General features: G+C 65.4%; 14 protein-coding genes. 4 read left to right on the plus strand and 10 right to left on the minus strand.

Annotated elements, in window-relative coordinates; translation table 11 throughout:
• Positions 1 to 53: 53 nt before the first annotated feature.
• The 3 genes from HWX87_RS00315 (at position 54) to HWX87_RS00325 (ending at position 4148) form a co-directional block, all read left to right on the plus strand.
• Positions 54 to 2660, plus strand: coding sequence for a circularly permuted type 2 ATP-grasp protein (locus HWX87_RS00315; RefSeq protein WP_176045701.1), 2607 nt, complete (start codon positions 54 to 56; stop codon positions 2658 to 2660).
• Positions 2654 to 3697: a transglutaminase family protein gene (locus HWX87_RS00320; protein WP_176045115.1), complete on the plus strand. Its 1044-nt coding sequence runs from the start codon at positions 2654 to 2656 to the stop codon at positions 3695 to 3697. The genes HWX87_RS00315 and HWX87_RS00320 overlap by 7 nt, the downstream gene beginning before the upstream one ends.
• A 178-nt stretch (positions 3698 to 3875) precedes the next feature.
• The gene (locus HWX87_RS00325) at positions 3876 to 4148 is read left to right on the plus strand and encodes a hypothetical protein (RefSeq protein WP_176045116.1); all 273 of its coding nucleotides are present in this window, start codon (positions 3876 to 3878) and stop codon (positions 4146 to 4148) included.
• Between the two features lie 57 nt (positions 4149 to 4205).
• Here the strand turns inward: HWX87_RS00325 and pip are convergent, their stop codons facing one another.
• Positions 4206 to 5138: a prolyl aminopeptidase gene (gene pip, locus HWX87_RS00330; RefSeq protein ID WP_176045117.1), complete on the minus strand. Its 933-nt coding sequence runs from the start codon at positions 5136 to 5138 to the stop codon at positions 4206 to 4208.
• 321 nt (positions 5139 to 5459) lie between these two features.
• On the opposite strand from pip, the gene HWX87_RS00335 reads away from it, so the two are divergent.
• A complete protein-coding gene (locus tag HWX87_RS00335) occupies positions 5460 to 6611 on the plus strand; it encodes an acyltransferase (RefSeq protein WP_176045118.1) in 1152 nt (383 codons plus the stop codon).
• 18 nt (positions 6612 to 6629) lie between these two features.
• Here HWX87_RS00335 and HWX87_RS00340 read toward each other — a convergent pair whose 3' ends face one another.
• From HWX87_RS00340 to HWX87_RS00380, 9 genes are all read right to left on the minus strand, one after another.
• Complete coding sequence (locus HWX87_RS00340; RefSeq protein ID WP_176045119.1) at positions 6630 to 7448, minus strand: multidrug ABC transporter ATPase; 819 nt, start codon at positions 7446 to 7448, stop codon at positions 6630 to 6632.
• Positions 7449 to 9152: 1704 nt separating this feature from the next.
• On the minus strand, positions 9153 to 10364 hold the full coding sequence (locus tag HWX87_RS00345) for a hypothetical protein (RefSeq protein ID WP_176045120.1): 1212 nt from the start codon (positions 10362 to 10364) through the stop codon (positions 9153 to 9155).
• A 330-nt stretch (positions 10365 to 10694) separates the two neighbouring features.
• On the minus strand, positions 10695 to 11759 hold the full coding sequence (locus HWX87_RS00350; protein WP_176045121.1) for a 2-aminoethylphosphonate aminotransferase: 1065 nt from the start codon (positions 11757 to 11759) through the stop codon (positions 10695 to 10697).
• Positions 11759 to 12940 (minus strand): phosphonopyruvate decarboxylase, encoded by a 1182-nt coding sequence (gene aepY / locus HWX87_RS00355; protein ID WP_176045122.1) that lies wholly within the window; start codon positions 12938 to 12940, stop codon positions 11759 to 11761. Before aepY ends, HWX87_RS00350 begins: the two co-directional genes overlap by 1 nt.
• Entirely contained in the window at positions 12937 to 14622 is a 1686-nt protein-coding gene (aepX, locus tag HWX87_RS00360) for a phosphoenolpyruvate mutase (RefSeq protein WP_176045123.1), read from the minus strand. The genes aepY and aepX overlap by 4 nt, the downstream gene beginning before the upstream one ends.
• Positions 14619 to 15386 (minus strand): phosphocholine cytidylyltransferase family protein, encoded by a 768-nt coding sequence (locus HWX87_RS00365; RefSeq protein ID WP_176045124.1) that lies wholly within the window; start codon positions 15384 to 15386, stop codon positions 14619 to 14621. Before HWX87_RS00365 ends, aepX begins: the two co-directional genes overlap by 4 nt.
• Positions 15387 to 15421: 35 nt before the next feature.
• Positions 15422 to 16423: an HpnL family protein gene (locus tag HWX87_RS00370; RefSeq protein ID WP_175842100.1), complete on the minus strand. Its 1002-nt coding sequence runs from the start codon at positions 16421 to 16423 to the stop codon at positions 15422 to 15424.
• Positions 16420 to 17229 carry a 2OG-Fe(II) oxygenase gene (locus HWX87_RS00375; protein ID WP_176045125.1) on the minus strand — a complete coding sequence of 270 codons (810 nt, stop codon included), beginning with the start codon at positions 17227 to 17229 and terminating at the stop codon, positions 16420 to 16422. Before HWX87_RS00375 ends, HWX87_RS00370 begins: the two co-directional genes overlap by 4 nt.
• Positions 17226 to 17906: a CDP-alcohol phosphatidyltransferase family protein gene (locus HWX87_RS00380; RefSeq protein ID WP_176045126.1), complete on the minus strand. Its 681-nt coding sequence runs from the start codon at positions 17904 to 17906 to the stop codon at positions 17226 to 17228. The genes HWX87_RS00375 and HWX87_RS00380 overlap by 4 nt, the downstream gene beginning before the upstream one ends.
• Positions 17907 to 18398: the final 492 nt, after the last annotated feature.

Below are 18398 nucleotides of genomic sequence, written 5' to 3' on the forward strand. Positions count from 1 at the left end.
GGAACGACATCGTGCCGCCCATTGACACCGATCATCTCGCCGCCCCCGACGCGATGCCCACGCTTTTTGATTCCGGCGCGCAGCCGGATGCCGCCGAACTGGCCGCCGCGCTCGCGGCGCCCGCGGCGGCCGGCCGTTACGACGAACTGCGCGGCAGCGCGGCCGGCCTGAACGCGCCTGCGCTCGCGCCCGCGTGGCGCAGTTTCTTCACATCGATCGGCAGCGACGGCGTGGCCGACCTCGATCGTCGCGCCGACGCACTGCACCGGCGCATGTGCGAGAACGGCCTGTTCTACCAACTGCACGAGCAGCGCGCCGGCGACGGCGCGGTCGGCCCGTGGTCGCTCGACCTGCTGCCGCTGATCGTCACGCCCGAGGACTGGGTCGCGATCGAGCGCGGCGTGCTGCAGCGCGTGCGGCTGCTCAACGCGACGCTGGCCGACCTGTACGGCCCTCAGATGATCCTGCAGCGCGGGTTGCTGCCGCCGGCGCTCGTCACCGGCCATCCCGGCTATCTGCGCGCGATGCGCGGCGCACGCGTGCCGGGCGACACCTGGCTGCATGTCGTCGCGTTCGATCTCGCGCGCGGCCCCGACGGGCAGTGGCGGATCGTCGCGCAGCACACGCAGGGCGCGGCCGGACTCGGCTACCTGCTCGAAAACCGCCTGATCGTGTCGCGGCTCTTTCCGCGCGGGTTTCGCGGGCTGCGCGTGCAGCGGCTCGCGTCCGCGTACCGCGCATTGCTGCAGAGCATGCAGTCGCTCAGCCCGGCCCGCAAGAACTCGCGGATCGTGTTGCTGACGCCGGGGCCGCACAGCGCGACATATTTCGAGCACGCGTATCTTGCGCGCTACCTCGGCCTCACGCTCGTCGAAGGCGGCGACCTGACCGCCCGCGACAACCGCGTATTCCTGAAGACGCTACGCGGGCTCGAGCCGGTGCACGGCATCCTGCGCCGCGTCGACGACGCGTGGCTCGATCCGCTCGAACTGCGCCCCGATTCGATGCTCGGCGTGCCGGGGCTGTTGCAGGCCGTGCGCGCGGGCAACGTGCTGCTCGCGAACGCGCCGGGCTCGGGCTTCCTCGAATCGCCGGCGATGCTCGGCTTCATGCCGCGCCTCGCCGAAGGGCTGCTCGGCGAAACGCTGACGCTGCCGGCCGTGCATTCGTGGTGGTGCGGCGAGGAGGCTGCCTGTGCCGACGCGCTGCCGCATCTCGCGCGCAGTATCGTCAAGGCATCCTATCCACCCGAGGGGCAGGCCGGCGGCGCGTTCGAACCGGTGATCGGCGCGCGGCTCACGCAGGCGCAGCTGGCCGAATGGCGCGCACGAATCCTCGCGCAGCCCGAACACTACACGGTGCAGGCCGACCTGCCGCTGTCGCAGGCGCCGACCTGGCCGCGGCCCGACGCGCCCGACGGCAACGGCAGCGCACGCATCGTGCCGAAGCCGCTGCTGATGCGCGTCTTCGCGCTCGCCGACGGCGCGCAGCGCTGGCGGCTCCTGCCGGGCGGGTTGTCGCGGGTCGGCACGCGCGACACGCTGTTCAATGCGCCGATGCCGCGCGGCGGCAGCACCGTCGATACGTGGGTGATGACCGAAGGCATCGTCGATTCGACGACGCTGCTGCAGACGCACCTCGGTCCTGACGACCTCGTCGAACGGCCGCGCGCGATCGCGAGCCGGGCGGCCGAGAACCTGTTCTGGCTCGGCCGTTACACCGAGCGGGCGACCAACCTGATGCGACTGGCGCGCGCCGCGCTCGAAAGGCTGCGCGGCGAAGACGACGTCGACAGTCCCGCGCATCTGGAGCTGATCGACACGCTGTGCCGCGATACGGGCCTGATCGCGGCCGACGCGCCGAATGCCGTCGATGCGCCGCGCGCGTTCCAGCATGCGCTCGCGACCTCGCTGACGCGCGGCGCGGATCGCACGTCGGGCATCGCGTCGTGCCTGTTCGGGATGCGCGGCGCGGCCGCCGCGATCCGCGAACGGCTGTCGAGCGATCAATGGCGCCTGATCGACGACGCGACACAATTGTTCGCGGACAGTGCCGGCCTGCCCGAGGCCGAAGAACAGATCGGCAACGAAGCGCTGCTGCTGCTGGAGCGCCTCGGCCTGCTGCTCGGCGCGATCACCGGCGCGCAGACCGACAACATGACGCGCGACGACGGCTGGCGCCTGCTGTCGATCGGCCGGCAGATCGACCGGCTGGACTTCCTGTGCAGCGTGCTGAAGTTCGCGTTCGACGAAGGCGCGGTGCATCGGCAGGACGGTTTCGAACTCGTGCTGGAGCTGTTCGACAGCACGATCACGTTCCGCTCGCGGTTCCAGCGCGGCTTTGATGTCGCGCCGCTGCTGTCGCTCGTGCTGCTCGATACCGACAACCCGCGCTCGCTCGGCTGGGTCGTGCAGGCGCTGCGCGGCCGGTTGACGAAAGTCGAGCGCAGCGAAGGTTATGCACTGTCCGAGCTGGCCGAGACGATTCCGGACGTGCCCGCGTGGTCGCTGCACGAGCTTTGCGAAACCGCCGAGGGCGGCCGGCACGACAAGCTGCTCGCCGCGCTCGACACGACGGTGAAGGCGGTGTGGGAACTGTCGAACCGGATCGGCGAACGCTATTTCAGCCACGTGCGCGAGGCGGGCAGGACGCTATGGTGACGACGAAAGGCGCGGTAAAGGCGCCGTCTGGCGCGGGCAATGCACGACCCGCAGCGACACCGAGCGCACCGGTCGCACCGGCCGCCGTTGCACCGGGCCGGTTGCTGCGCGTCACGCACGATACCGAATACCGGTATGCGGCGCGTGTCGAATCCGCGCAGCACCAGGCGCGCCTGCAACCGCTCGTGACGCCGCGCCAGCAAGTGCTGTCGTTCTCGCTCGACATCGAGCCCGCTCCGGAATCCGTCGGCACGGAGATCGACGCATTCGGCAATGCGCGCGCGTCGTTCGCGCTGAACCAGCCGCACGACGCGCTGCTCGTGCGCAGCCGCAGCACGGTGCGCGTGACGCCGCCCGTGTGGTCGCTCGGCGCGCGCGGCGAGCCGCCGCCTGCGATCGCAAATCCCGATGCAAAACGTGCGACCGCGTGGGAAGCCGTGCGTGACCGCTTGCGGTTCCGCGCGGGGCAGCCGTACGACGCGGCGAGCGAATTCGTGTTCGCGTCGCCGCACGTCGCGTGCGATCCCGAACTCGCCGCGTATGCGGCCGCGAGCTTCACGCCGCAACGTCCGCTCGTGCAGGCCGCCTGGGACCTGATGCGGCGCGTGCACGCCGATTTCGCGTACACGCCGAACAGCACCGACATCACGACGTCGGCGCTCGATGCGCTGCGGTTGCGCAAGGGTGTCTGCCAGGATTTCGCGCACGTGATGATCGGCGCGTTGCGCTCGCTCGGGCTGGCCGCGCGTTACGTGAGCGGCTATCTGCTCACGCAGCCGCCGCCCGGTCAGCCGCGGCTGATCGGCGCCGATGCGTCGCATGCGTGGGTCGAGGTGTACGACCCGGCATGGCCCGAGGACAACGGCTGGCTGCAGCTCGATCCGACCAACGATCGCGCGCCGGGCGACGACTACGTGATGCTGTCGATCGGCCGCGACTATGCCGATGTGACGCCGCTGCGCGGCGTGATCCGCGGCGGCGGCGCGGATCAGGAGCTGAAGGTCGGGGTGACGGTCGAGCCGCTCGACGTGCCGTAACGCGTGACGCCCATGCGGGCGATTTCCCGTTTAAGTCTTCGTTAATACTGCACGCCTAGCATGGTGATGCCGGCGAATGGTCCGGACCATTGTCCGGCGCCGGCGGCACGCGCGGGTGCGTCGACGTTACGGCGCCGCGCCGTCACGCGTCGCCATTCCCCTGCAACGGCGACAGATCATGATCAAGAACTTCGACTACACGCTCGGCAGCGAGACGATTGCGCTCTGCGCGAGCTTCGGCGCGGGGCCGGCGTGGCGCCGTGTGCTCGTGAGCCGCGCGGATTCGATGGAGACGCTGGTGGTGCTCGACGCGCGCGGGCTGTCGGGCTTGCTGAAGGTGGCGACCGAAGAGCCGGAAGGGCTGCTCGACGACGCGATCCGCAAGGTCGGCGACGAGCAGCTCGTCGAGCGGGCGATCAGCGGCAGGACGATCGTCGAAACCGCGCTTTGATCGGGCGGCGCGTGTGCGTGCCGGCAGCACGCGCCGCGTTGCATTGCACTGCGTGGACTACGCAGCGAACCGGTCCGTCGCCGCGATCAACGCTTCCAGGATCCCCGGCTCGTTATAAGCGTGCCCGGCGCCGGGCGCGATCTCGAACGTCGCCTCCGGCCACGCCTTCGACAGTTCCCACGCGGTGCGTGCGGGCGTCGCGACGTCATAGCGGCCTTGCACGATCACGCCCGGAATGCCGGCGAGGCGATGGGCGTCGCGCAGCAGCTGGCCTTCCTCGACGAAACCCTTGTTTACGAAGTAGTGGTTCTCGATCCGCGCGAACGCGAGCGCGTAGTGGCCGTCGGCGAAATGCGCGGCGAGCGCGGGATCGGGCAGCAGCGTGATCGTGCGGCCTTCCCAGATGCTCCATGCGCGCGCGGCTTCGAGCCTCGCGGCTTCGTCGTTGCCGGTCAGCCGGCGATGGTAGGCGGCCATCAGGTCACCGCGCTCGGCTTCCGGAATCGGCGCGAGGAAGTCTTCCCACAGGTCGGGGAACAGCCACGAAGCACCTTCCTGGTAGTACCACAGCAGTTCCGCGCGGCGCATCGTGAAGATGCCGCGCACGATCAACGCGCTCACGCGTTCGGGGTGGGTCTCCGCATAGGCAATCGACAGCGCGCTGCCCCACGATCCGCCGAATACGAGCCATTGCTCGGCGCCGACCATCTCGCGCAGGCGTTCGATATCGGCGACCAGATGCCAGGTCGTGTTGTTCTCGAGGCTCGCATGCGGCGTCGAGCGCCCGCAGCCGCGCTGGTCGAACAGCAGGATGTCGTAGCGCTCCGGGTCGAACAGGCGACGATGGTCGGGGCTGCAGCCGGCACCGGGGCCGCCGTGCAGGAACACGGCGGGTTTGCCGGCCGGGTTGCCGCAGCGCTCCCAGTAGATGCGATGGCCGTCGCCGGTGTCGAGGTGGCCGTGGGCGTAGGGTTCGATCGGTGGGTACACAGACAGGCTCCGGGTGAAGGTCGACAGGAGGCGGACGAGGCGCGGGCCGGTGTGCGGGCGGGGTACTCGGGTGTTGCTGCGCCGCAAAAATCGTTGCGTGGGCATCGGACCGGCCGCCGCCGGACAAGGCTTGTCATTATGCCCATTCGCCGCGCTCGACGTCGGCTCGCTGGGGCGTGTGCGACCGCCACTGTCGGCCCGGGGATTTTTGAAGCAATTTCATTCCGATATTTTTCATACAAAATCCCGGCGGCATATCGGCGTGCCAGTCGGGGCGCCGGCCATCTCCTGCTCCTTTACCGTGCCAACGGGAACCAGCCGATGAACCAACGCGTCACGCAGTTGACCGGGTTGCGCGCCGTCGCGGTCGCGATGGTGGTGGTCGGACACGCCGAACATGTGCTGCCGGGCGGCTACACGGGCTGGTACGCGCCGTTGCGGCTGATCGCCGACGGCCGGCTCGGCGTGCTGATCTTCTTCGTCCTGAGCGGCTTCCTGATCACCAACGTGCTGCGCGCCGAGTTCGCGCGCACCGGCGGCATCGCGCTGACGTCGTTCTACGTGCGCCGCGCGCTGCGGATCTGGCCGGCCTGCTATGTCTATCTCGCGGCCGTTGCGATCGCCGCGTTCGCCGGCTGGTTCGACGTCGACCGCCGGCAGTGGCTGTATGCCGCGCTGCATCTGTGGAATTACTCGGCGTGGTTCGGGCTGACCGCCGACAACACGCTGCATCCGGACGGCGCGTGGTACCTCGGCCATTTCTGGTCGCTCGCGCTCGAGGAACAGTTCTACTGGTTCTGGCCGCTGCTGTTCGTATTCGGCATGCGGCGCGCCGGTACGCGCTGGCTGGCCGCGCTGATCCTGATCGTGCCGCTGGTGCGCGCCGTCACGTATTTCGTCGCGCCAGCGCTGCGCGGACAGCTCGGGATGATGCTACACACCGGTGTCGACCCGATCCTGATCGGCTGCTATGCATCGCTCAACCGTGAACGGCTCGAAGCGTGGATCGGTTCGTGGCGCGGTGAGGCGCGTATCGTGACGGCAATCGTCTTCGTCGTGCTGCTCGGCATGCCGCTCGCCGAACACCGGCTCGGCGGCTTCTGGAATGCGACGTACGGCGTGACGCTCGAAGCCGCGCTGATCGCGATCGTGATCGTCGTGCTGAATTTCCGCGACGAGTTCTGGTGCGCGCGCTGGCTGCGCGCGCGGCCGGTCGTGTTCATCGGCACGATCTCGTTCAGCCTGTATCTGTGGCAGCAGCCGTTCGCGAACCCGGATCTGCCGGTTGCGCACGCGTTTCCGCTTGGGATCGTGTGGGCGCTGATGGCCGCGACGGCCAGTTACTTCCTCGTCGAGAAACCGTTCCTGAGATTGAAGGATCGGTATACGGCGCGTGAGGCGCGACGCATGCGGGACGATGCGTTGCGGATGCCCGCGTCGAGCGATGCGATCGGGGCGAAGGTGGTGGAGTAGGGGCGTTACGCCCCGGCCTTACTTGAAGCGCTTCATCGAAGCGGGGGAATACCAGAAGTTTCGGAACATATCGATGCCGTATGACTTGCCGTCGTAGCGGACGATCATGCGTGCGGTGCGCTTGCCCGTATCCGAGTATTCGTTGTCCTTGCGTTGGTTTTTCGTGATGCGTGCAGTGATCGACAGGTCTGCGAAGCCGTGGCTGGAGGTCTTTTCGACGGCGATCGTCATGTGGGCGTCTTCGCTGGTCGCGTCACCCAAGCTGGCGCCGCAGGCCTCACCTTCAACACTGACCCAGCCGTAGAGATTGGTGCCGAACACCGGACGGATACGGTTGCCTTCGCGCACCCACAGCGTCAATTCTTCGCTTGCGTCGGCATCGGGACAACTCGGTCCCCGCGCGCTGCTCGTGAACACGACGCCGAATGCGCGCACTTCGGGCGACAGCCGGTAGGGTGCGGTGTCGATCCGGTAACTGTTCTCGCCGATCTCCGTCGCCGCATCTTCCTGAATCACCGACCGGTCGGCGGCCACGACCTTGCCGCCTTCGACGAGCGCGACGACCTGCAGCTTTTTGCTTTCGTCCGGGTTCTTGCTTTTCGGCAGCGAATCGAACGCGACAGCCGCGATCGTCGTTGCTGGCGCGTTCGGCATGATCTTGCATGACGATGCGACGACGAGCCGGTCCGCATCGCGCGTGGCGATGCGTGCGCTGGCGATGCCGGCCCAGCGGGCGACGGCGGTGACGGTTTCTTCGCCGCAAGGCTGGCTGTCTGCGGCGTGCACGGCGGGAGCAGCGGCAAGCGCCAGTAAAGGAACGAAGCGACGGGTTTTCATGGTCTCGATGGGAAAAGGGAGGGCTTTGCAGATTTGCTGCGAACGCGGGGTAGAGCGTCGGCGTTTGGCTGCGGACTCACTCCATCGATGCAACACACTTGACGCTGCGTGAGCAGTGGAGGTGTTGCAAATGAAACAAAGACGGCAGATTTACTACACAGACTGCCAGAAGGCGTTGATGTGGGAAGGGTGGCGCTAAGCGGCCTCGCCACCAGGTCAGGAGCAGTAGCCTAAGGCGATCGACTCTCTGGCGAAGCCACACTGAGTCCGCCAACGCTGTCGCGAACTACGTACACATGGTGCGGGTCAGGTAAATCGGGAAGTAAGACGGGATTGTCGTTCCAGTAATCGTCTTTCGAAAATGTCGGAGACGAGAAGTCAAAGCGAAAATTTCTGGAAATATCAAATCTTGCTTCTCCAAGGCCCGGGGTTATGGATATGCCCCACACATCCAGGCGCGCCCCTTCTCGTTGAGACATATCATGCTTGCTCCAGAACTCGGGGATCTTGGTTCGAGAGTAATCCTCGGCAATCGCGACAGCGCGGGGCATGGCGACCCATATGCCGGACAACATCTTATCGACCTGGCCAACGCACGCCAGGCATCCGCGACAATGCCGGCATCTTACCCAGACCAGTCTGGTGCCGATTTGATATTCAGACCTGAAAGAGCCGTCACGGTCGGCATAGATGCCCAGTGGCTTGTCTTCGTTTAGCGATGGGTACATGTGCCGGTCGATCGCGTGGAGTCTTTAAGGCCATACTACCAGCGACGATAGCCGTGCTCACTGTTGGGTGATGGTCTTTGACAATTCCGAAGGTTGGTTCAGGGGCCGGTGGAGTCCATCGCTGATGGTCTCCACGCGACCAGGAGGGGGACTCGACATGCGGGACGGGATTGCTGACAATTCCACCAAGCTCGAGGGAACCACCAATCTGGAGATCATGAGTGTCTTTGCATCACGTTGTGTCGCTTCCATTCACGTTAATGAGTCACGGTCAGCTTGGCGCCGCGTGCGTGCTTTTCTTCTTCTCCGCGGTCATCCGCATCTGTATCGCCAGAGCATTGTTCGAGATTGCCAACTTTGCCGGAGTGAAGACACAGACCGGGAGTGCTCAGATCATAGCAAAGCGATTTGTGCCCGCTCATTGGGAGTGGCAAACCCGTGGACGCTATTTTTACGCGCGCATATGTGGAGGAGTACGAGGTACTGGAATTAATTATCAATGGCCGAGAGATGACGTATCGACCGATTCCGTGGATTATGGGGCGAACGACAGCAAATACGACGGAACCAGTCCAGTTCAAAGCTGCACGATTTAACAGCAAAGTACAGATCACAAAGTTCAAGTACCTTTAGCTGGGTAGAACATCCCATCAAGATGGCGGCCGCCCCGCATACTTACTTACTTACTTACTTACTTACGAGTTTAGACACATCTCCCAACGAGCGCCCTCGAGAACACTGAAGTTCGGCTCCGGGGCGATCGGCGCCGGTCGCGCGTCACAGGGCGGTGGCCGGCTGCGTTCGGCCACGAAGGGACCTTCGCCCATCTCGTCACTCGGACACTCAAAAGGCCACTTCATCTTGCAAACGGTCAATCGATCGCTAGGAGCCGGTGTCGTGTCGTCGTTAGCACTATCGAGTGCAACGAGACACGCCCAAGCTCTAGCTCAACGTGCATGGAGGATCCCACTCTAGATTAATCGTTAGTGGTTTGCATGCTGACCGTAATGCCATCACGCTGCATTGAGTCATTGGCCCCTCGTTCATTAGACCGCTCCAAATACGAGTCCTCAAGCTCTCTCGACAAGGCGTGTACGCGGACCATATCGATCGAATCGACCGCATATGTTTTCTGTACCAGTCCCAAAAGATCCAAGGTCGCAGCTTCTACGGTGACGGTCGCATTTGTTACTCCTCGTCGGTCGCGGCGTTCAGGTAATTTAACTCTCATTGGGGGGCGTTGGTTTTGGTAATCTGGACGCCGCGTATAGATCTCCATTCTCGAATAAAGCTCTTCGGCTGCTTCGTCGCGTAGTATCGTAAAAATGTCGGCCGCTGTCGTTTGACTCGGGCCAGTTCTCAGGCGTGTAGCAAGTGCTATGGCGTCCGCGTTCTTATAGAGGCCAAGGTTCTGGCAGAAGCCATGCAAATGTGCTGCAATAACTTCGAACTCCACCGTGTTCGTGTCTCGATTAAGAACTGTCTTCTCGGAATTCCATGCGCGAATCTGCAGACGCCGCGTTGTGTCACGAGATGCATTCGGCGAAACCCGTGTTGCGATAACGATGTGGCGTGATATATGGACTGGAGTCGCTGCAGTAGCGCCGGACGTTACCATCGAGACTTTCGCGTTACGCACTTGATCGGACCACGGACGCGGTGCGGTAGTCATTGATTTTAAAGATCGGTTGGTACCCTTGGCTTCGGCCAATGCCCAATTGAAGCTACCACCTGAGGTCGCTGGGCGCAGTGCAATATAGTCAGGCCGCAATTTTGATGTATTTCTCGGGTCAGTCGCGACACGTAGGCGGCTCGAAGGATAGCTGGGATGCCAGCCATGGGTACTCACCGGCACAACTTTGTTCGGGTAAAAGGCGCTCACGGGCGCGATCCACTGGTATCCCTCTTCGTCAAGAATTTTTCTAGCCGAAGCCACGCCTAGCATCCATGATACGAATCCTTTCCACTGTCGCTCACAATTGCGCAGCTCGGGAACCAAGGTCAGTTCGTTGGTCAATCCTGCTACGGTTAGCAGGTACTGTGGCCACCCCATTAAGTCTGTGGCGGTAACAGATGGAATATTGGACACCCAATCTGACACAAGGTATCCCGCGAGTTCAGATGCCGTCAAAGCAAGTGGGGATGATGTGGACTGTCCTACAGCCCAGTATTGACCGACTGTGGTCATGTTCTTTCCTTTCCTTGGGAAATTCGTGATCCAAAAGGGGATATTGCTGTATTTTTTATCTTGTCAGTTACTTTGACGAAAGTATTTAGGTAGCGAACAACTGTTTCCGTTGTCATTCCGGTAATTCATCGTCATCACATCGACTATTCGTATAGGCCGATGAATTACCATTCGTTGTCGAGAATCAAATGGCCACTGCACCTTGGAAACTGCCGCCCACGCCGCGCCGAGCCGACGGGCCCAAATGGGTCGACAAGCGACACCCACAGAAATCCGCGAAGAACAAAAAAGGCCCTTGCGGGCCTTAGGTCGACGAGAGAGGGCAGCCGCTTACCGCGTCAACGCCGTAAACCCTTCCAGCAACCGCTCAACATCAGCCGCCTGAATCGCGCCCATCGTCGAAATCCGGAACAGTTCCTTCGACAACCCGCCTTGCCCCGCGTAGATCACAAAGCCGCGGGCCTTCAGCCCGTCGTGCAGCGTTTCGTACGTAACGCCTTGCGGCAACCGATACGCACGCAGCACGACCGACGATTCACCTTCCGGCAGCACCAGCGGCATCCCACGCGCCGCAAGCCCCGCCTGCGCCTGATCCGCGAGCGCCTTGTAATGCGCATGCCGCGCACGCCAGCCGCCAGCCTCATCAAACTCGCGCAGCGCTTCGACGAGCGCATAGTACGCATGCACAGAAGGCGTAAACGGCGTATTCCGCTGATCCTGCAGCTTCGCGAGACGACCGAGATCGAGGTAGTAAGTACGGCTCGCAGCCTTCACGAGTGCGCTGCGACGCACGATCACGAACGCCGCGCCCGGCACGCCATGCAGGCACTTGTTCGCCGTCGCGGCCACCGCATCGATATCACCGCCAGCAAAATCGATCGCTTCCGCGCCGAAGCTGCTGACACCGTCGACGAGCATCTTCACGCCACGCGAACGGCAGACTTCGGCGATCGCGCCGAGATCATTCAGCCGGCCCGTCGTCGTTTCGTGATGAATCACCGCGACGTGCGTGTACCCACCCGCATCAAGACGCGCAGCGATCTGCGCGAGATCGGGCGCCTGCATCCACTCATGCTTGAGCACATCATGCGCGATTCCGTACTGCGTCGCGATCTGCGTGATCCGCTCGCCGTACACGCCGTTCTCGATCACGAGCAGCTTGCCGTCCTGCGGCACGAGCGCGGCGATCATGCTTTCAACGGCAGCGGTACCCGAGCCCGTCATCAGCACGGCCGTCCACTCAGCCGGATCGAGCTCGTACGCGGCGACGAGGCGCGCACGCGCCTCATCCTGCAGGTCGAAGAATTCGCTTTCGCGATGGCACAGATCAGGTTGCAGCAGGCTGCGGCGCACGCGTTCCGTGAGCGTGACCGGGCCGGGGTTCAGCAGCAGCATCAATGGGCTCCTTCAACGTAGGCTTCGGTCTGCGCGGCGCCGATGTGCCGCATCAGACGGGTCTTGACCTCGACCGGCGTGACGGTCGGGCGGGGCAGGCCATCGGGCACGCCCGTGCGGATCGCGATGCGCACGAACTGCGCACCATCGCCCGGCGCGGCAAGCGTCGCATCGAGCACGTCGAGCGTATCGCCTTCGACGGCCGACGCGTACCCGCACGCGGCAGCGACACCCGCGAACGACACATGCTGCGACACCGTTGCCTGGCCGCCGGTCGATTCGTGCGCGCCGTTGTCGAGCAGCACGTGCGTGAGGTTGGCCGGGCCGTAGGTGCCGAGCGTCGCGAACACGCCCATGCGCATCAGCGCGGCGCCGTCGCCGTCGACGGCCACCACGCGCAGGTCGGGCCGCGCGAGCGCGAGGCCGAGCGCGAGCGGCGTCACGCAGCCCATCGAGCCGACCATGTACAGCTGGTTCGGGCGATCGTCGAGCGCGTAGAGTTCGCGGCCGCAGAAGCCGGTCGACGCGAGCACGACGGTCGAGTCGACCGGCGTGTGCGCGATCACGCGCTGCAGCGCGTCATGGCGGGTCGGCCACGCATCGGCCGATGCGGCACGCGACGACGCTTGCGCGGCGACGTGCGCGCGCGGCTGCGCGGCCGGGTTGGCCTTCAGCTCATACGGTGCGACGCTGCCTTTCTGCATCACGAGCGCATACGGGCGGCCCGTCGCGTCCATGTGCGCGATCGCGCGGTCGAGTGCCGGGCCGACCTGTTCGGGGTCGGTCGGGAACGTCTCCCACGGGATCTCCATCGTGTCGAGCATCGCGGGCGTGATCGGGCCCATCAGCGCGTGCTGCGGCTCGTCGGATACGCCCGGCTGGCCGCGCCACGTGACGATCAGCAGTTGCGGCAGGCGGAACGTCCAAGTCAGCGACGTGAGCGGGCTCACCGCGTTGCCGAGCCCCGAGTTCTGCATCATCGCGATCCCGCGCTTGCCGCCGAGCGTTGCGCCCGCGATCAGCGCGACCGCGTCGCCTTCGTTCGCGGCCGACACGTAGTTCAGCGTCGGGTCCTGCAGCACGTAGTTGATGAACGGCGTCAGGTACGAGCAGGGCACGCCCGCGTACCAGTCGAAGCCGCGTTCGCGCGCGGCCTCGACGAACTGGGCCGCTTCGATCATTGCGCGCCCCCGTTGCCGGCGCCCGGTTCGGACAGCGGCGTCTGGCCGTGCGCGAAGTCGCCCGCGCGGCGGAAGTCCTCGAGATCGTTCACACCGCGCCAGTGGCCGTGCACGTACTGCACCTCGATCTTCTCGCCGGCGGCGATCAGTTCGTTGAGGAGCATGGGGATGTCGAGCGTGTCGAAATCGTCACGTGCCTGCAGCGTCGCGAGCATCGCCTTCAGGCGCTCGACACCGGCGCCGCGCACGTTCAGCAGGCCGATCCAGCGGCCGTGCGGCGTGCCTGCGGCGACGTCGCTCGACACGCGTTGCAGGTAGGTCTTCTGGCCGAACAGGCCGCGATCGTCGGCAGCCGAGCAGAGCGCGAAATCGCGCACGCTCTGGTTGGTTTCCGTCAGCGACGAATCGACCACCACGCTGAACTCGGCCTCGCTCTCCGCGAGGTCGCGCACGATGTAGCTGCGGAACAGCAGGTCGCCGTACGAGATCACGGTGTCGCCGGTCAGGCGTTCGGCCGCGCAAGCGAGCGACGCGAGTTCGCCCGTCTGCGCATGGCGTTCGTTGACCACGAGCTTGATGCCCGACGTGTCGATCGCGTCGGCGCGATAGCCGCCGACCACGGTGATGTCGTTCACGCCGTGCGTCTTGAAGCCGTCGACGAGCCAGCGCAGCAGCGGCTTGCCGGCGACCGGCAGCATGACCTTGGGCTTGTCTTCGGTGACGGCTTCGAGGCCCTTGCCGCGGCTCGCGGCGAGCACGATCGCGGCGTTCGACGCGCGCGACGACGACGACAGGTAGATACGCTCGGCGGCCGAGTACTCGTCGGCATCCTGCAGGCGGAAGATCTCGTTGACCGATGCAACGCGGTCCTCGACGTTGATCAGCGTTTCGCTCTCGTGGATCTCGCGCGCGGTCGCCTGCATCGCGGAGGCCGACGCACGGATCAGGTGGTTCGCCCAGATCACGGTGCTGATGCCGGCCTGGCGGAACACGTCGGTCGGCGTGCTGTAGTACTTGGTCGGCACGATCACGAGCGGCGCCTTGCCGCTCCATTCGCGCGCGAACTGCAGGATCTCGTCCGGGCGCGACAGCTTGCTGTGGATCAGGATCGCATCGGCGCCGGCTTCCGCATACGCGTTCGCGCGGCGCAGCGCCTCGTCCATCCCCCAGCCCGCGATCAGCGCTTCGACGCGCGCGACGATCGAGAAGTCGGGATCCGTCTGCGAATCCTTGCCGGCCTTGATTTTGCCGCAGAACTCGTCGATTTCCGCGAGCGGCTGGCGCTCGCCGCCGATGAAGCTGTTGGTCTTCGGAAACTGCTTGTCCTCGATACAGACGCCCGCGATGCCGCGCTGTTCGAGCTTCTTCACGAGGCGGCGCACGTTGTTGAAGTTGCCGTAGCCGGTGTCGCCGTCGAGCAGGATCGGCAGGTCGCTCGCGTCGGCCATGAATTCGAGCACGTCGACGACCTGCGTCCAGCTCGCTTCGTTGTTGTCGCGCACGCCGAACTGCGCGGAGATCGCGAGGCCCGATGCCCAGATGCCCTTGAAGCCGGCTTCGCGGACGATCCGTGCGGACAGGCCGTTGTGCGCTTCCATCAGGAATTCGAGGTCGCTGCTGACGAGCATGCGGCGCAGGCGTGCGCTGCGCGATTCGGTGAAGTTGGGTTCGCGTGCGTTCATCGTGCGGCTCCTGCGGTGGTGCGTTGAATCAGGGGGAGGATCTCTTGCGTGGCGCGAGCGACGTCGTTCGGGAAGTCGATCTCGATCCACGGCGAGCCGGTGACGTCGGCCACGTCGAACGAGTGACCGCCTTCGAGCAGCAGGTCGCGCACGGCTTCCTCGTGCGGCATGTTCGCGCGGCCGCTGTCGACGTAACCCGCGACGATCGTCGCGAGGCGGCGCGCGGTGCCTTCGGTGAAGCGGAAGAAGCCGACCGATTCGCCGATCGTGTCGTAGTCGAGATCGACCGCGAGCTGCTTGCGCAGTTCGACCGGTACGCCGTTCTTCAGGCACAGCTTGACGGGCTCGTCGCCGGCCTCGAAGTCGCGGTCGATCAGCAGGCGGTCGACTGCCTTGTCGGAATCGGCCACCAGCGCGTGCAGGATGTTCTCGTCGTACAGCACGTCCGCGTCCATCAGCAGCACGTCGCCGCCGCGCGTCATCGCATCGGCGACGGTATGCACGGTCAGCACGCTGCCGAGGTCGTAGCGGTCGTTGATCACGATCTCGGCCTGGCGGCCGAGGCGCTTCAGTTCCTGCTCGACCGTCTCGTGCTGAAAGCCGAGCCCGAGCACGATCTCGTCGACGCCGGCGGCGTCGAGTACGCGCAGATGGCGCTCGAGCAGCGAAACGTCGTCAAAGCGCAGCAGGCACTTCGGGAACTGCGCTTCGGGCGGTTGTTGCAGGCGCAAGCCGAGGCCTGCCGCAAGAATGATGGCTCGCATGGGTTCTCCAACCAAAAAGCCGGCGATCTGAACGATCAGTCGGCGAGCGGCTGCGGCGCACGGCGCCGCTGCCAGTTTCTTTCACTGAAATGCAGATAGAGCAGGCCGGGCAGGCCGAGCGCGAGTTCGCGCGCACGCTTCGCGAGCGACAGCGCGAGCGCCGCGTCGGGCGGCAGTCCGACCAGCGGGGCGAGCAGCAGGTAGCCGCCTTCCTGCGCGCCGAGCGAGCCCGGAATCGCGAAGGCCGCGCCGCGGATCGCTTGACCGACGCTTTCCAGCAGGAGCGCATCGAGCCAGCTCACCGGGTGCCCGAGGAAGTGCAGCGCGAGCCACACTTCCGCGGTGCCGACGATCCAGCCGACGAGGCTCAACGCGAATGTTTTCGCGACCTTCGCGCGATCGCGGTACAGCGCGCCGACCGCGTCGTCGATCGCATCGGCACGCGTCGCCAGCGACGACCAGTCGCGCGGGCCGAGCAGCTTCGACGCGAGGCGCAGGCCGCGGCCGAACAGCCCGCGCCGCTGCGCGGCATAGAACAGCAACGCAAGCGCGCCGAGCACGCCGGTCGCGATCAGCGCGGGCGTGCGCAGGTGCGCGACCGACTCGTGCGTCGCGTACAGGCTGAATGCGGCGATGCCGATCAACGCGAACGCCATCTGCGCGAGCGCCTGCATCGTCGTGCTGACGGTCACGGCGGCGGCCGCGTCGGCCATCCGCGTGCCGCGCTGCGCGAGGTGGCGCACCATCAGCACGGGGCCGCCGATCTGCCCGGCGGGCAGCAGGCTGTTCACCGATTCGCCGACCCAGCGCGCGCGCAGCGCGTTGCCGAGCTCGGCGCCCGGCTGGCCGCGGCGGAACATCACGGAGATCGCGATGGCGTCGATCACGAGCGGCACGACGTGGAACGCCGCGACGAGCGCGAGGCCCCAGCCGGCCGCGAGGAACGTGGACGCGACCGCGCCGACGCCCTGCCAGGCAAGGAGTGCGATGAAGAGTGCCGTCCCGAGGGACAGCAGGATGAGGCCCGCGCGCGTCATGACCCGGTCGTGCGCCGCGTGGCCAGTTGCTTGAACACCTGGCGGAAACCGAAATACGCGATCGCGTCCTTCATGTTCGAGATGAAGCGCTTCCACGGCCGCATGCCGGGGTTCGTCACGTATTCGAAAGTGAGCGACACGCGCATCTCGTTCTGGCCGAGCGGCGTGATGCGGTGACGCAGCTTGTCGCCGTCGAACAGCACGATGCCGCCGTCGGCGATCTGCACCGAGCCCGGTTCGTCGGCCACGTCCGGGTTGCGCGTGTGCAGCTCGTAGTCGAGCCGGCACGACGATTCGTCGATCACGCCGATCAGCAGCGTATAGCGGCGGCCGTCGTAGTAGGACGTGTCGTAATGCCAGCCGATGTGGTCGCCGGGCTTCGTGTAGTAATACAGCGCGTAGGCGTGCGGATCGTCGTCCGGCGACAGCATCAGCTTGTCGCCCGTGACTTTCTCGAGGAAGGAGATGAGTGCCTTCGAGCGATACAGTTCGGCGATGTACGGCGCCTGCTCGTCGATCGTATGGCGGCTCACGCTGCCGCCCTGCTTGTGGCCGGGCAGGTAATTGCGGTTCAGGCCGGCCTGCATCGCGCGGGCCGCCGCCGCGAGCTTCGCGTGCGCGTCGGCCGGCAGGAATGCGTCGAGGTACAGGAACGAGCCCTGGCGCGTGTAGTCGCCGCGCAGGCGGTCGAGGTCGAGCTGGCCGACGCTGTCGGCCACGGTGCGATCGGGGTCGGCCGCGGCCGCGCGCACGGGCGCGGGGCGTGCCGGGCTCAGCACGGAGTCGTCGCGCGTGCTAGGAGTCATTTGGAAGCCTGGATTTCAGTAGGGTTCTGCGGGGTGTTGCCACGGCGGACGATACGCCACCAGTCGATCACGACCCATGCGGCGAACAGCGGGGCGCCGATGGACGCCGCGAGCAGGAACGGCTCGACGCCGTCGACGAGCGTCACGATCGGCAGCAGGTACAGCACGTCTTCGGTTTCGAAGCCGCCGGCGAACGCCTGCTTGGTGCCGGCCTTGCCGGCGATCGATTCGATCCGCATGCGCAGGAAGAAGATCAGCGCGACGGCCGCGCCGGCCACCGCGCCGAGCAGCACCGGCGACGCGGCCATCTGGCCGCCCTGGGCGACGATGCCGAGGCCCATGCTGACGAACAGCGCGACCGTCACGAGCGCATCGGCCGCGAGGTCGTAAAAATGCCCGATCTTGCTGGACTTGCCGCTGATGCGCGCGAGTTCGCCGTCGGTGTGGTCGACGAAGTTCGACAGCACGATCAGGAACGCGCCCGCATTGCTCCAGCCGAAGCCGCCGTGCGCAAGGCACCAGGCGCCGGCGAGGCCGATCAGCAGACGAAGGGTGGTGAGGTGATTCGGGGTGACCGGCGTATCGACGAGCGGTCGGACAAGCGAGCGCGCGAGCCGCGCATCCCAGGTGCGTGGCAGGGGGGGCTCGGCGCGTGTGGCGGTTTTTCTTTGGTCCATCGGCGAAATATATACGGAATTGTAATTTGTTGCTTTTTATTCGATCAATGTCCTGACATACGGGAGTGTTACCGCGTCTTGCGCATATCGGCCGGTCGAAACCGGATGCGCGAAAAGGCGGGCGATCGGGACGGCAAACGGCGCGGCCGGGCCCGTCTTCCAGTGTGGTTCGCGTCACGCGGCTGTCAAGGACGGACGGGCCTCGCAGGCCGATGCGGCGAAGATTTTCGAGCGACGCGGCGGGCCGTGCGCAGCGCATGCGACGTTGATGTCGGTCAGGTCCGGCAAAGCCGCATCGGGCGACAATTGGCCGCGTCGCACCGTGATCGACCATTGCCGATCGCCGAGCGGCAAATTTCAATGAAAATCCGCCGATTGATTCGCGAGGGTTGGCGATCCGGGGCCGGTCAATCGTTCCGATGCTTTCGTGCACCTTTCGTGTGCAACCGGGCGCGTGCGGATCGCCTGTCACAGAACGGTCGTTCGATACCC

It is taken from the genome of Burkholderia sp. BCC1644 (assembly GCF_902833225.1).
Taxonomy (GTDB): Bacteria; Pseudomonadota; Gammaproteobacteria; order Burkholderiales; family Burkholderiaceae; genus Burkholderia.